Annotated in this window: 10 protein-coding genes; 4 read left to right on the top strand and 6 right to left on the bottom strand. The window is 61.7% G+C overall.

Going from position 1 to position 14346, the window contains the following annotated elements; translation table 11 throughout:
• Window positions 1-119: 119 nt before the first annotated feature.
• The 3 genes from PSH84_RS14070 to PSH84_RS14060 form a co-directional block, all read right to left on the bottom strand.
• Complete coding sequence (locus PSH84_RS14070; RefSeq protein WP_305483086.1) at window positions 120-1364, bottom strand: lipoprotein-releasing ABC transporter permease subunit; 1245 nt, start codon at window positions 1362-1364, stop codon at window positions 120-122.
• A 63-nt stretch (window positions 1365-1427) separates the two neighbouring features.
• The gene (lolD, locus tag PSH84_RS14065; RefSeq protein ID WP_305483085.1) at window positions 1428-2111 is read right to left on the bottom strand and encodes a lipoprotein-releasing ABC transporter ATP-binding protein LolD; all 684 of its coding nucleotides are present in this window, start codon (window positions 2109-2111) and stop codon (window positions 1428-1430) included.
• Between the two features lie 7 nt (window positions 2112-2118).
• A complete protein-coding gene (locus PSH84_RS14060; protein WP_122567952.1) occupies window positions 2119-3369 on the bottom strand; it encodes a lipoprotein-releasing ABC transporter permease subunit in 1251 nt (416 codons plus the stop codon).
• A gap of 94 nt (window positions 3370-3463) precedes the next feature.
• On the opposite strand from PSH84_RS14060, the gene PSH84_RS14055 reads away from it, so the two are divergent.
• Window positions 3464-4060, top strand: coding sequence for a PilZ domain-containing protein (locus PSH84_RS14055; RefSeq protein ID WP_053120743.1), 597 nt, complete (start codon window positions 3464-3466; stop codon window positions 4058-4060).
• The gene (locus tag PSH84_RS14050; RefSeq protein WP_116831868.1) at window positions 4057-4779 is read left to right on the top strand and encodes a glycerophosphodiester phosphodiesterase; all 723 of its coding nucleotides are present in this window, start codon (window positions 4057-4059) and stop codon (window positions 4777-4779) included. The genes PSH84_RS14055 and PSH84_RS14050 overlap by 4 nt, the downstream gene beginning before the upstream one ends.
• Before the next feature lie 42 nt (window positions 4780-4821).
• On the opposite strand, the gene sthA is transcribed toward PSH84_RS14050, so the two are convergent.
• Together sthA and PSH84_RS14040 are read right to left on the bottom strand one after the other, a co-directional pair.
• Entirely contained in the window at window positions 4822-6216 is a 1395-nt protein-coding gene (gene sthA, locus PSH84_RS14045; RefSeq protein WP_003183399.1) for a Si-specific NAD(P)(+) transhydrogenase, read from the bottom strand.
• Window positions 6217-6427: 211 nt separating this feature from the next.
• A complete protein-coding gene (locus PSH84_RS14040) occupies window positions 6428-7414 on the bottom strand; it encodes an FAD:protein FMN transferase (RefSeq protein WP_305483170.1) in 987 nt (328 codons plus the stop codon).
• 373 nt (window positions 7415-7787) lie between these two features.
• Here PSH84_RS14040 and PSH84_RS14035 point away from each other — a divergent pair, with 373 nt between their 5' ends.
• Window positions 7788-9086 carry an MFS transporter gene (locus PSH84_RS14035; RefSeq protein ID WP_122567949.1) on the top strand — a complete coding sequence of 433 codons (1299 nt, stop codon included), beginning with the start codon at window positions 7788-7790 and terminating at the stop codon, window positions 9084-9086.
• Between the two features lie 169 nt (window positions 9087-9255).
• On the opposite strand, the gene PSH84_RS14030 is transcribed toward PSH84_RS14035, so the two are convergent.
• Window positions 9256-10719: a glyceraldehyde-3-phosphate dehydrogenase gene (locus PSH84_RS14030; RefSeq protein WP_305483084.1), complete on the bottom strand. Its 1464-nt coding sequence runs from the start codon at window positions 10717-10719 to the stop codon at window positions 9256-9258.
• 168 nt (window positions 10720-10887) lie between these two features.
• On the opposite strand from PSH84_RS14030, the gene mfd reads away from it, so the two are divergent.
• Complete coding sequence (gene mfd, locus PSH84_RS14025) at window positions 10888-14337, top strand: transcription-repair coupling factor (RefSeq protein ID WP_305470372.1); 3450 nt, start codon at window positions 10888-10890, stop codon at window positions 14335-14337.
• Window positions 14338-14346 lie beyond the last annotated feature (9 nt).

Here is a 14346-nt window from a genome sequence, read left to right as displayed (position 1 = left end):
AACCCGATAATCTCAGGTTGATTGGGGGCTTTTGGGGCTGCTTCGCAGCCCAGCGGGGATAAATCCCCTCGCCACAAGGGACTTCAGCAAGCCTTTCAATCACTGGAGGCTGTTCGGGCTCAGGAATACCGCAAAGCCTGCGCAGGTTCGATCTTCGCCGCACGCCACGCCGGGTACACGGTGGCGAGGAAGCTCAGGATGAACCCGGCCGAGCAGATCAGCACCACGTCGCCCCGCTGCAGCTCCGACGGCAGGTTGCTGACGAAGTACACATCGGAACTGAAGATGTGCTGGCCGCTGACCCGTTCCAGCCAGCCCACCAGCGCACTGACGTTCAACGCCGCGATCACCCCCAGCACGCCGCCAATGAGCGTGCCAACGATGCCGATCACCGTGCCCTGGACCATGAAGATCGCCATGATCTGCCGTGGCGTGGCGCCGATGGTGCGCAGGATCGCGATGTCCGCGCCCTTGTCGTTCACCACCATGATCAGCGTGGCGATGATGTTGAACGCCGCCACCGCGACGATCATCAGCAACAGCAAGCCAATCATGGTTTTTTCCATTTTCATGGCGCTGAACAGGCTGCCCTGGGTATGGGTCCAGTCGTCAGCCTTGTAATCCGCGCCAAGACCGGTGGCGATGTCACCGGAGACCTTCGGCGCCGCGTACAAGTCCTTCACCGCCAGGCGCACGCTTTGCACCTGGTTCGGCTGCCAATGCTGCATCTGCGCAGCGTCGGCCAAGTGGATCAGGGCCATGGAGCCGTCCAGCTCGGCACCGACCTTGAACACACCCACGACGTTCAAGCGCTGCATCCGCGGGGTGATGCCGCCCGGCGCGGTGCTGACTTCCGGCACGATCAACGTCAGTTTGTCACCGACATTCAAACGGAAACGCCGGGCAGTGATTTCGCCGATGACCACGCCAAACTCGCCCGGTTTCAAGGCGTCGAGGCGCCCCTGGACGATATGCTGGGCAACGATGGACACCTTGCCTTCCTGGGCCGGATCGATGCCGCTGATCTGGATCGGCTGCATCGAACCTTTATGGCTCAGCATGCCTTCCATCTCAGTAAACGGCACCGCAGCGGTGACTTCGGGATTCTTCAGCGCCGCGGCGGCCACCGGCTGCCAGTCATCGATCGGGTTGACGCCGACGATGGTGGCGTGGGGCACCATGCCGAGGATGCGCGAGCTCATTTCGCGCTGGAAGCCGTTCATCACCGACAACACCACGATCATCGCCAGCACACCCAGGGCGAGGCCGATCATCGAGGTCATGGAGATGAACGAAACAAAGCGATTGCGGCGCTTGGCGCGGGTATAGCGCGTGCCGATAAAGATCGATAACGGTCTGAACATTCGCGGGGCACCGTATAAAAATAAAAGACCCGGCACGGGTTTCAAGTGCCGGGTTTCGGTCGGTCAGATGGGCGTCAGGCAACCTTCCTGCAAATGCAGGACGCGGTCCATCTGCCGGGCCAGGTTCATGTCGTGAGTCACCACCAGGAACGCCGTGCGCATCGAAGTGCTGAGCTCCAGCATCAAGTCCTGGATACCTTGGGCGGTGTGGGAATCAAGGTTGCCGGTCGGCTCATCGAGCATCACCAGGCCAGGCTTGTTGACCAGGGCCCGGGCAATCGCTACGCGCTGGCGTTCGCCACCGGACAGTTCGGCCGGCTTGTGTTCCAGGCGATGGCCCAGCCCTACCCGCTCCAGCAATGCCGTGGCGCGCTGACGGGCTTCAGGAATCGCCGTGCGACCGATCAACAGCGGCATGCAGACGTTTTCCAGCGCGGTGAACTCGGGCAGCAAATGGTGGAACTGGTAGACGAAGCCCAGGGAACGGTTACGCAGCAGGCCACGGGCCTTTTCGTTCAGTGCCGACAGTTCTTCGCCGGCCAGCCAGACACTGCCGGCGGTCGGCGTATCCAGGCCACCCAGCAGGTTGAGCAAGGTGCTCTTACCCAACCCGGAGGTGCCGACAATCGCCACGCGCTCGCCAGGGTGCAATTCCAGTTGCAGGCCCGACAACACCACCACCGACTCCGGACCTTCCTCGTAGGATTTGCCCAGGTTGCGGCAGCTCAAGATTGCTTTTTCACTCATGCCCGACTCACTCATAACGTAACGCCTCCGCAGGCTGGGTGCGCGCGGCACGCCAGGCAGGATACAGGGTGGCGAGGAAACTCAGGACCAACGCAGCGCCGCAGACCATCAACACGTCATCGGCCTGCAACTGCGATGGCAGGTAGTCGATGAAGTACACGTCGGCGTTGAGAAACTTGTGCCCGATCAGGCCTTCGAGGGCGGCGATCGCGGCGCTGACATTCAGTGCGGCGAACATCCCGACCAGGGCCCCCACGAACGTGCCGATCACGCCAATGACCGTGCCCTGGACCATGAAGATCCGCATGATCTGCCCCGGCGTGGCACCGAGGGTGCGCAGGATAGCGATGTCGCCCTTCTTGTCGTTCACCACCATCACCAGCGTGGAAATGATGTTGAACGCCGCCACGGCGACGATCAGTAACAGCAGCAGGCCGATCATGGCTTTTTCCATGCGGATCGCCTGGTAGAGGTTGCCGTGGGTGCGGGTCCAGTCCCGGGCGTAGTAACGGTCTTCGCCGAGCTGCTGGGCGATGGTCCAGGCCACACGCGGAGCCTGGAACAGGTCGTCGAACTTCAGGCGCAGGCCCTGGACCTGATCCGGTTTCCAGCGGTGCAGGCGAGCCAGGTCCTGGAGGTTGGTGACACCCAGGTAGCCGTCCAGCTCGCCAGCGCCGACATGGAAAATGCCGACCACGGTAAAGCGTTTCATGCGCGGGAACATGCCGCCCGGGGTCACGGTGACCTCCGGGGCGACGAAGGTCAGCTTGTCGCCGATGGCAACGCCGAGCTTGGCCGCGGCCTTGTCGCCGATAACGATGCCGAAGCTGCCGGGCGCCAAGTCGTCGAGTTTGCCCTGCTGCATGAAGTTATCGATGATCGATACCTGCCGCTCGAGCCCGGGGTCGATGCCATTGAGCAGCACCTTGGACACCTTGCCGTCGTTGGTCAGCAACCCCTGCATCTGGATGAATGGCGCCACGGCCAGCACCTGGGGGTTCTGCTTGACCTTGGCGGCCAGGCTCGGCCAATCGCTGATGGCTTCGCCGGTTTCGAGGGTCGCGTGGGGCACCATGCCCAGCACACGGGTGCGCATCTCATGGTCGAAGCCGTTCATCACCGAGAGCACGACGATCATCACGACCACACCAAGGGCCAGTCCGATGATGGACGTCAGGGAAATGAACGATACGAAATGATTGCGACGCTTTGCACGGGTATAACGCGTGCCGATAAATACGAAGAGAGGTCTGAACATGTCGGGGCTTGTTCGGAGGGAAAAGGAACGTCCTTGTGGCGGGGGTCACAAACCAGCTTTACACTCAGACCACCGCCGCTACCATGGGTTCGCCATGTCGACATTAGATGAAGAAGATCGCCGCGAATACTACCGTATCGAGGACACGATCGCACTGGAAATTCGGCCCCTGTCCATTCCTGAAGCTGCTGGCCAGGAAGTGTTGCAGGATGCTTCTCCATTGTTCAATCTGCTCAGCGAACTGCACCTGAGCGAATTCGAGTCACAGCACCTGTTGCGCCAGATCAGTGAGCGCGAACGCAGTATCGCGGCGTACCTCAAGGCGATGAACAAACGCATCGACCTGCTCAGCCAGGTCATTGCCCTGACGGTGCTCGGCGAAATCGGCGAACCGCAGCCGGTGATCATTTCCGAAGGCGGCATCGACTTCCAATACCCCACGCCAATCGCCGTCGGCACCCACCTGTCGATCAAGCTGGTGCTGATGCCCCAGGCCCTCGGCTTGTTGCTGCGGGCGCGGGTGACCCACTGCGACCCCAAGGGCGACGGCTACGACGTGGGCACCGAGTTCGAACGCCCGACCGACGCCCAGCGCCAGTTGCTGGCCCGCTACATCCTGCAGAAACAGGCGCAAGAACGGCGCCTGGCCCGGGAACTGAACGAATCAGGTATCAATAAGGAAGAACCGTGACCCTCATTTATGGCCACCGCGGCGCCAAGGGCGAAGCGCCGGAAAACACCCTGACCGGTTTTCAGGAGTGCCTCAAGCACGGCGTACGCCGTTGCGAGCTGGACCTGCATCTTTCGATGGATGGCGAGTTGATGGTGATCCACGATCCGACCCTCAAGCGCACCACGGACCGTCGCGGCAAGGTGGTGGAACATTCCGCCGCCGAGCTGGTGACCTACGATGCGCGCAAGGGTGGCCCGGGTTGGATCAAGCCGTGCCCGATCCCACGCCTGGAGGAGCTGTTCGAGAAGTGTGACTTCGAGCATTGGCAACTGGAGGTCAAGAGCGCCTCGCGCACCCGCGCCGCGGCCACGGTGCTGGGCATCCGTGAAATGGCCCAGCGTTTCGGGCTGCTGGACAAGATCACCATCACGTCCAGTTCCCGGGAAGTGCTCAAGGCGGCCCTGGACCTGACCCCGGACATCTCCCGCGGACTGGTGGCCGAATACGCCTGGCTCGACCCGTTGAAGGTCGCCCAGAGTTACGGCTGCGAGATTCTGGCGCTGAACTGGACCCTGTGCACGCCGGAACGCCTGGTCAAGGCCCAGCGCCAGGGGTTGCATGTGTCGGTGTGGACCGTCAACGAGCCCGCGTTGATGCGCAGGCTCGCCGACTTTGGCGCTGACAGCCTGATTACAGACTTTCCCGGTTTGGCCACTGCCACGCTCGAGAACTGCTGAAATCGGTCTCCCCGGCCGGCTCAGGCCACCGGCCGGAGCCGCTCAAAAAAGCCGGTTGAGGCCGTCGTAGGCGGCTACCCGATAGGCTTCGGCCATGGTCGGGTAGTTGAACGTGGTGTTGACGAAGTACTTCAACGTGTTCAGTTCGCCCGGCTGGTTCATGATCGCCTGGCCGATGTGCACGATCTCCGACGCCTGGTAGCCGAAGCAGTGCACGCCCAGCACTTCCAGGGTCTCGCGGTGGAACAGGATCTTCAGCATGCCTTGCGGCTCGCCGGCGATCTGCGCCCGCGCCATGCTCTTGAAGAAGGCCTTGCCCACTTCGTACGGCACCTTGGCCTGGGTCAGCTCCTGCTCGTTCTTGCCGATCGAGCTGATCTCCGGAATGGTGTAGATACCGGTCGGCACGTCGTTGACGAAGCGCCAGCTGCCGTTGTCGACAATGCTGCCGGCGGCCGAACGGCCCTGGTCGTGGGCGGCACTGGCCAGGCTCGGCCAGCCGATCACGTCACCGGCACCGTAGATGTTCGGCACGCAGGTGCGGTAGTTCTCGTCGACTTCGATCTGGCCGCGGCTGTTGACCTTCACGCCGATGTTTTCCAGGCCCAGGGTGTCAGTGTTGCCGGTACGGCCGTTGCACCAGAGCAAGGCGTCGGCCTTGATCTTCTTGCCGGATTTGAGGTGCAGGATCACGCCATTGTCGACACCTTCGACGCGGTCGTAGTCTTCGTTGTGGCGCACGGTGATGTTGTTGTTGCTGAAGTGATAGCTCAGGGCCTGGGAGATTTCCGAGTCCAGGAAGCTCAGCAACTGGCCGCGGTTGTCCACCAGTTCCACCAGCACACCCAGGCCGCTGAAGATCGAGGCGTATTCGCAACCGATCACCCCAGCGCCGTAGACGATGAGCTTACGCGGGGTGTGACCCAGGCTCAGGATGGTGTCGCTATCGTAGATGCGCGCATGGTTGAAATCGATGTCGGCCGGGCGATACGGGCGCGAACCGGTGGCGATGATGATGTGCTTGGCCACCAGCTTCTCGACCACGCCATTGCCGCAGACCACTTCGACCGTCTGCTCGTCGGCAAAGCTGCCCGTACCGAAGAACACGTCCACACGGTTGCGGGCGTAGTAGCCGGTGCGCGAGGCCACCTGCTTGGAGATGACCTTCTCGGCGCTCTTGAGCACGTCCGGGAAGGAGAACCAGCGCGGCTCGCCGATGGCCCGGAACATCGGGTTGGTGTTGAACTGCATGATCTGCCGGACCGAGTGACGCAAGGCCTTGGACGGGATGGTACCCAAGTGGGTGCAGTTGCCGCCGACCTGCCGACGGCTGTCGACCATCGCCACCTTGCGCCCTGCCTTGGCCGCGTTCATTGCCGCGCCTTCACCCGCCGGGCCGGAACCCAGTACCACCACGTCGTAGTTGTAGACAGCCATGCGTACTCCTCAGAACAGGCCGTGGCGCCTCACTTGGCACCAACGGCTAAATCATGCCGGCCTGCGGCATGAAGGAACAATTTGGGGCCGGTTCACGAGCCCGGCCACAGTCTATAGAAGCGTCAACGCCGCGCACATTACCCCTTGGTCGCGTCGTAGGCTAGTTTTGCCTGCGCTATTTCGCCACAGGTAACCTTTCAGAGCGCTGTCATCATTGGGTTTTTCCACCACTGATCCGTTCAAACGCATCGTTGGTACGGGAGACAAAACGATTGCCATCGCGCAACACGAAAAATACCCCGATGCCCTGTTTCTGGGCATAGTCCCAACCCCGTTCAGGCCCGAGAATCAGCAACAGCGTCGACAGTCCATCGGCCATCAACGCCGAAGGATGAATCACCGTGACTGACGCCAGGTTGTGTAGGACCGGGGTACCGGTGCGCGCATCGAAGGCGTGGGAATAACGCACGCCGTCCTGCTCGAAATAACGACGGTAATCACCGGACGTCGAAACCCCGTAGCCATTGACCTCGATGACACGCTCGGCCACTTGCCGGTCATCCCGTGGCTCCTCCAGGGCAATGCGCCAGGCCGAACCATCGGGTTTGCGCCCGACAGCCTTGAGTTCGCCGGTGGCTTCGGCCAGGTAACTGTCGATGCCCAAGGCCTGGAGCCGGGCGGCGATCCGGTCAACGGCGTAACCCGCGGCAATACTGTTGAAGTCGACCTCCACTGCGGCATCCTTGCACAACCGGTCGTCGTCGATACGCAGATGACCATGCCCGACGCGCTGGCGCACCAGGGTCAGAGCTTCTGCAGTCGGTACTTTCTCGGCTCGGGACTGGGGACCGAAGCCCCACAGGTTCAGCAGCGGCTCCACCGTCAAGTCAAAGGAGCCATCGCTTTGGGCCGACAACTGCTCGCCCACCCGAATCAATTCCAGGACCGGGCCAGGCATGGGCTGACAGCTGTTGGCCGGCGACGCATTGAAACGCTCAATGTCCGAGTCACTGCGATAGGTCGAGAATTGCCGATCCACTTCGGCAAGGATGTTTTCCACCTCGGCCTGCACCGTTTTCGGATCGGGCCCGGCGGTATGCCTGACGTACTGAATGGAATAATGACTGCCCATGGTCGGACCGTCGAAACGTTCCAGGCTGTCGCCGCTGCCACAACCGGATAACACACCGGCCAGCATCACAAGCCCAACCCATCGTCCAGTTAACAAATCTTCATCTCCCCTCAAAACCGCGCCGGCCATTATGAGCGCCAGCGCACGCAAAAAAACCTGTGGGAGCCAATGGAGTCCTGTGGGGCCATGGAGGTACTGGGGGAGCCATGGGAGTCTGTGGGAGCAAAGCTTGCTCGCGATGCAGGCGACACGGTTTAGCTGCAAGACCGCGTCATCGTTAATCGCGAGCAAGCTTTGCTCCCACAGGACTCCCAGACTCCCAGATTCCAAGATTCCAAGGTTCCAAGGTTCCAAGGTTCCAAGGTTCCAAGGTTTCTACAAAGCTCCCACAGGAGTGCAGCGCACTTCATACAAGATTTGCCAGAGTGAGTACCTATCCATGTCTTCCAATACGAGCAACGGCAAGGCGATTTTTCGCGTTGTCAGCGGCAACTTCCTGGAGATGTTCGACTTCATGGTCTATGGCTTCTACGCCACGGCCATCGCCAAGACGTTCTTCCCCGCCGACAGCGCGTTCGCCTCGCTGATGCTGTCCCTGGCCACGTTCGGTGCCGGGTTCCTGATGCGTCCCTTGGGGGCGATTTTTCTCGGTGCCTACATCGACCGCCACGGCCGCCGCAAAGGCTTGATCATCACCCTGGCGCTGATGGCCATGGGCACCATACTGATCGCCTGCGTGCCAGGCTACGCCGTCCTCGGCGTGGCGGCACCCTTGCTGGTACTGCTGGGTCGATTGCTGCAAGGCTTCTCCGCTGGCGTGGAACTGGGCGGCGTGTCGGTTTACCTGGCGGAAATTTCCACGCCGGGGCGCAAGGGTTTCTTTGTCAGTTGGCAATCCGCCAGCCAACAAGCGGCCGTGGTGTTTGCCGGCCTGCTGGGGGTCGGTCTCAATCACTGGCTGAGCCCCCAGGAGATGGGCGACTGGGGCTGGCGCGTACCGTTCCTGGTGGGCTGCATGATTGTCCCGGCCATCTTCATGATCCGTCGCTCGCTGGAAGAAACACCTGAGTTCCAAGCGCGAAAACATCGTCCCAGTCTGTCGGAAATTGTCCGTTCCATCGGTCAGAACTTCGGAATTGTCCTGGCCGGTATGGCGCTGGTGGTGATGACCACCGTGTCGTTCTACCTGATCACCGCCTACACACCGACCTTCGGCAAGGCCGAGTTGAACCTGTCGGACCTGGATGCGCTGCTGGTCACGGTGTGCATCGGCTTGTCGAATTTTTTCTGGCTGCCTGTGATGGGGGCGTTTTCCGACAAGATCGGCCGCAAGCCCCTGCTGCTCGGTGCGACGATCCTGGCGATCCTGACCGCTTATCCGGCGCTGTCCTGGCTGGTGGCGAACCCCAGCTTCAGCCATTTGCTGATCGTTGAGCTGTGGTTGTCGTTCCTGTATGGATCGTACAACGGTGCAATGGTTGTCGCCTTGACGGAAATCATGCCGGTCGAGGTGCGCACCACCGGTTTTTCCCTGGCCTACAGTCTGGCGACAGCGACGTTCGGCGGGTTCACCCCGGCGGCCTGTACTTATCTGATTCATGTGCTGGATAACAAGGCAGCGCCAGGGATCTGGCTCAGTGGTGCGGCGGTGCTGGGGTTGATTGCGACCCTGGTGTTGTTCAAGGGCAATCGGCATGAACTGCGGACGGCGCAGGCCTCGGTGGTCGGGGGCGCCTGATCGATCGCTATCGCGAGCAAGCTCGCTCCCACATTGGACCGCATACATCAGCAGCAACTCGGTCAACTGTGGGGGCGAGCTTGCTCGCGATGAGGCCAGACCAAGCAACACAAAACCCAGACAAAAAAACGCCCCGACAAGTCGGGGCGTTTTCATCTGCGGCTAAAGCTTAGCGCGGGAACGCAGGCGGGTTTACACCGGCCATGTCTTCCATCACGCGAACCACCTGGCAGCTGTAACCGAATTCGTTGTCGTACCAGACGTACAGGACAACGCGGTTGTCTTGGCTGATGGTGGCTTCAGCATCCACGACACCGGCGTGGCGCGAGCCCACGAAGTCGGTGGACACCACTTCCTGGGAATTGACGAAGTCGATCTGCTTATGCAGCTCGGAGTGCAGCGCCATGTAGCGCAGGTACTCGTCCATCTCTTCACGGGTGGCGGCTTTCTCAAGGTTCAGGTTGAGAATGGCCATCGACACGTTCGGCGTTGGCACGCGGATCGCGTTGCCGGTCAGCTTGCCGGCCAGTTCAGGCAGAGCCTTGGCGGCGGCGGTGGCGGCACCGGTCTCGGTGATGACCATGTTCAGCGCGGCGCTGCGGCCACGGCGATCGCCCTTGTGGAAGTTGTCGATCAGGTTCTGGTCGTTGGTGTACGAGTGAACTGTCTCAACGTGCCCGTTGACGATGCCGAACTTGTCGTTCACAGCCTTGAGCACCGGCACGATGGCGTTGGTGGTGCAAGAGGCGGCGGAGACGATCTTGTCGTCAGCGGTGATTTCGCCGTGGTTGATGCCGTGAACGATGTTCTTCAGCTTGCCCTTGCCAGGCGCGGTCAGGACAACGCGGTCGACACCCGGGCAGGCCAGGTGCTGGCCCAGGCCGTCGGCGTCACGCCATACACCAGTGTTGTCCACCAGCAGCGCATCCTTGATCCCGTACTGGGTGTAGTCCACCTCGGTCGGGTTCTTCGCGTAGATCACCTGGATCAGGTTGCCGTTGGCGGTGATGGTGTTGTTTTCTTCGTCGATGGTGATGGTGCCGTTGAACGAACCATGGACCGAATCGCGACGCAGCAGGCTGGCACGCTTGGTCAGGTCGTTCTCGGCGCCCTTGCGCACCACGATGGCCCGCAGGCGCAGGCCGTCGCCGCCACCGGTTTTTTCGATCAGGATGCGCGCCAGCAGACGGCCGATACGACCGAAGCCGTACAGGACCACGTCAGTGCCTTTGCGAGCCGAAACGTTCTGCTGGCCAACCACATCAGCCATCTCTTCACGCACGAACTGCTCGGCGCTGCGGCCATTGCCTTCGTTGCGGAATTTGAACGCCAACTTGCCCAGGTCCACCGAAGCCGCGCCGAGCTTGAGCTCGCTCATGGCCTTGAGCAGAGGGAATGTTTCGTGGACGGAGAGTTCGCTGTCGTCGGAAGAACGGTGGCGAGCAAAGCGGTGGGCTTTGAGGATCGCGATGACAGACTGGTTGATCAGGCTGCGGCCATAGATCGAGCTCACCACGTTGTTATTGCGGTAGAGCTGACCGATGAGAGGGATCATCGCTTCGGCGAGCGCTTCACGATCAATCCATTCACCAAGACACTGGTCGGGCTTCTGAGTCACGGTAACCTTCCACATGTAGGGGCTGAAAAAAGGGGCTACATTATGCCGCCGAGTCCTCGGCGGAGCAATGCGCGCCCGTCGCGCCGTGGTTTTCCTGTCTGCTGCGGTAGTCTGCGACTGACAGCCGCCCCCTTCCCCCGCTACAATTGTCGACTTTGTCGCAATGCTGGAGCTCAATCTTCCGTGCCCGTTCTGCGTCTTCCGCTTCTCCCTGCCGCGGCAGGTAAACAGCACTGGGGCAACCTGCCCGGTGCCGCCCTGAGCCTGGCCATCGCCGAGGCTGCCAGCGCTGCAAAGCGTTTTACCCTGCTGCTGACCGCCGACAGCCAAAGTGCCGAACGGTTGGAACAGGAACTGAGTTTCTTCGCTCCGGATTTGCCGGTCTTGCATTTCCCGGACTGGGAAACCCTGCCCTACGATCTGTTTTCGCCGCATCAGGACATCATTTCCCAGCGAATTGCCAGCCTTTATCGGCTGCCGGAGCTCAGTCATGGCGTTTTGGTAGTGCCGATCACCACGGCCCTACATCGCCTGGCACCGACCCAATTCCTGCTCGGCAGCAGCCTGGTGCTGGACATCGGCCAGAAGCTCGATGTCGAGCAAATGCGCACCCGCCTCGAGGCCAGTGGCTATCGTTGCGTCGACACGGTGTACGAGCACGGCGAGTTCGCGGTGCGGGGCGCCTTGATCGACCTGTTCCCGATGGGCAGCAAACTGCCGTATCGCATCGACCTGTTCGATGACGAAATCGAGACCCTGCGCACCTTCGACCCGGAAAACCAGCGCTCCATCGACAAAGTGCAGTCGATCCGCCTGTTGCCGGCCAAGGAGTTCCCGCTGCAAAAAGACGCCGTGACCCGCTTCAAGGCACGCTTTCGCGAGCGCTTCGATGTGGATTTCCGGCGCTGTCCGATCTTCCAGGACCTGAGCAGCGGGATCACCCCCGCCGGTATCGAGTACTACCTGCCGCTGTTTTTCGAAGAAACCTCGACCCTGTTCGATTACCTGCCCCAGGACACCCAGGTGTTTTCCCTGCCGGGCATCGAGCAAGCAGCGGAAAATTTCTGGAACGACGTGCGCAACCGCTACGAAGAGCGTCGCGTCGATCCTTCCCGGCCTTTATTGCCGCCGGCCGAACTGTTCCTGCCGGTGGAAGACTGCTTTGCCCGCCTCAAGAGCTGGCCGCGGGTGGTAGCAAGCCAGCAGGACGTGGAAACCGGCGTCGGCCGTGAACGTTTCCCGGCCAAGGCGTTGCCGGACCTGGCCATCGAAGCCAAGGCCACGCAGCCATTGGCGGCACTGGCGGGCTTTCTCGATGCTTTCCCCGGCCGCGTCTTGTTCACCGCCGAATCCGCCGGGCGTCGCGAAGTGCTGCTGGAACTGCTCGAACGCCTGAAGCTGCGACCGAAGACCGTCGACAGCTGGCCGGACTTCGTCGCCGGCAAGGATCGCCTGGCGATCACCATCGCGCCGTTGAACGACGGCCTGGTCCTGGACGACCCGGCCCTGGCACTGGTAGCGGAAAGTCCTTTGTTCGGCCAACGCGTCATGCAGCGTCGCCGTCGCGAGAAACGCGCCGACGCCACCAACGACGCCGTCATCAAGAACCTCACCGAGCTGCGCGAAGGCGCGCCCGTGGTGCACATCGACCACGGTGTAGGCCGCTACCTGGGCCTGGCGACACTGGAAATCGACAACCAGGCCGCCGAGTTCCTGACCCTGGAATACGCCGAGGGCGCCAAGCTCTACGTGCCAGTGGCGAACCTGCACCTGATCGCCCGCTACACCGGCAGCGATGACGCCCTCGCCCCGCTGCATCGCCTGGGCTCGGAAACCTGGCAGAAAGCCAAGCGCAAGGCGGCCGAACAGGTGCGCGACGTGGCCGCCGAACTGCTCGATATCTACGCCCGTCGAGCGGCCCGCGAGGGCTATGCCTTCGCCGATCCGAAAGCCGATTACGAAACCTTCAGCGCCGGCTTCCCGTTCGAAGAAACCGTCGACCAGCAGACCACCATCGAAGCCGTGCGCGCCGACATGCTCGCGCCCAAGCCCATGGATCGGCTGGTGTGTGGCGACGTGGGCTTCGGCAAGACCGAAGTGGCGATGCGCGCCGCGTTCATTGCCGTGCACGGCGGCAAGCAGGTGGCGATCCTGGTTCCGACCACCCTGCTCGCCCAGCAGCACTACAACAGTTTCCGCGACCGCTTCGCTGACTGGCCGGTGACCGTGGAAGTGATGAGCCGCTTCAAATCCACCAAAGAAGTGAACGCCGCCGTAGCCGAGCTGGCCGAGGGCAAGATCGACATCGTCATCGGCACGCACAAGCTGCTGCAGGACGACGTGAAGATCAAGAACCTGGGGCTGGTGATCATCGATGAAGAGCACCGTTTTGGCGTGCGCCAGAAAGAACAGCTCAAGGCCCTGCGCAGCGAGGTCGACATCCTGACCCTGACCGCCACGCCGATTCCGCGCACGCTGAACATGGCGGTGTCGGGCATGCGTGACCTGTCGATCATCGCCACGCCGCCGGCCCGGCGCCTGTCGGTGCGCACCTTTGTCATGGAGCAGAATAAAAGCACGGTCAAGGAAGCCCTGCTGCGTGAGTTGCTGCGTGGCGGCCAGGTCTATTACCTGCACAACGACGTGAAGACCATCGAGAAGTGCGCCGCCGACCTGGCCGAACTGGTGCCGGAAGCGCGCATCGGTATCGGCCACGGGCAGATGCGCGAACGTGAACTCGAACAAGTGATGAGCGACTTCTACCACAAGCGCTTCAACGTGCTGATTGCCTCGACCATCATCGAGACCGGCATCGACGTGCCGAGCGCCAACACCATCATCATCGAGCGCGCCGACAAATTTGGCCTGGCCCAGTTGCACCAGTTGCGCGGCAGGGTCGGTCGTAGCCATCACCAGGCCTATGCCTACCTGTTGACGCCACCGCGCCAGCAGATCACCCCGGATGCGGAAAAACGCCTGGAAGCCATCGCCAATACCCAGGACCTCGGCGCCGGCTTCGTGCTGGCCACCAACGACCTGGAAATCCGTGGCGCCGGCGAGTTGCTCGGCGACGGCCAGAGCGGCCAGATCCAGGCCGTCGGCTTCACCTTGTACATGGAAATGCTCGAACGGGCGGTCAAGTCGATCCGCAAGGGCGAACAGCCGAACCTCGATCAACCCCTGGGCGGCGGGCCGGAAATCAACCTGCGAGTGCCGGCATTGATCCCGGAAGACTACCTGCCGGATGTCCACGCACGGCTGATTCTCTACAAACGCATCGCCTCGGCCAGCGACGAGGAAGGCCTCAAGGACCTGCAAGTGGAAATGATCGACCGCTTCGGCCTGCTGCCGGAACCGACCAAGAACCTGGTGCGCACCACGTTGCTCAAGCTCAAGGCCGAGCAACTGGGCATCAAGAAAGTCGATGGCGGCCCCAACGGCGGTCGGATCGAGTTCGAGGCCCAGACCCCGGTCGACCCGTTGGTGCTGATCAAGTTGATCCAGGGCCAGCCCAAACGCTACAAGTTCGAAGGTGCCACGATGTTCAAATTCATGGTGCCCATGGAACGCGCGGAAGAGCGTTTCAATACCGTAGAAGCGCTGTTCGAGCGCCTCACTCCGACCACTGCTTGAAGGACGCCC

The organism is Pseudomonas beijingensis, assembly GCF_030687295.1.
In the GTDB taxonomy this organism is placed as follows: Bacteria; Pseudomonadota; Gammaproteobacteria; order Pseudomonadales; family Pseudomonadaceae; genus Aquipseudomonas; species Aquipseudomonas beijingensis.
This window is presented reverse-complemented; position numbering and strand designations above follow the sequence as displayed.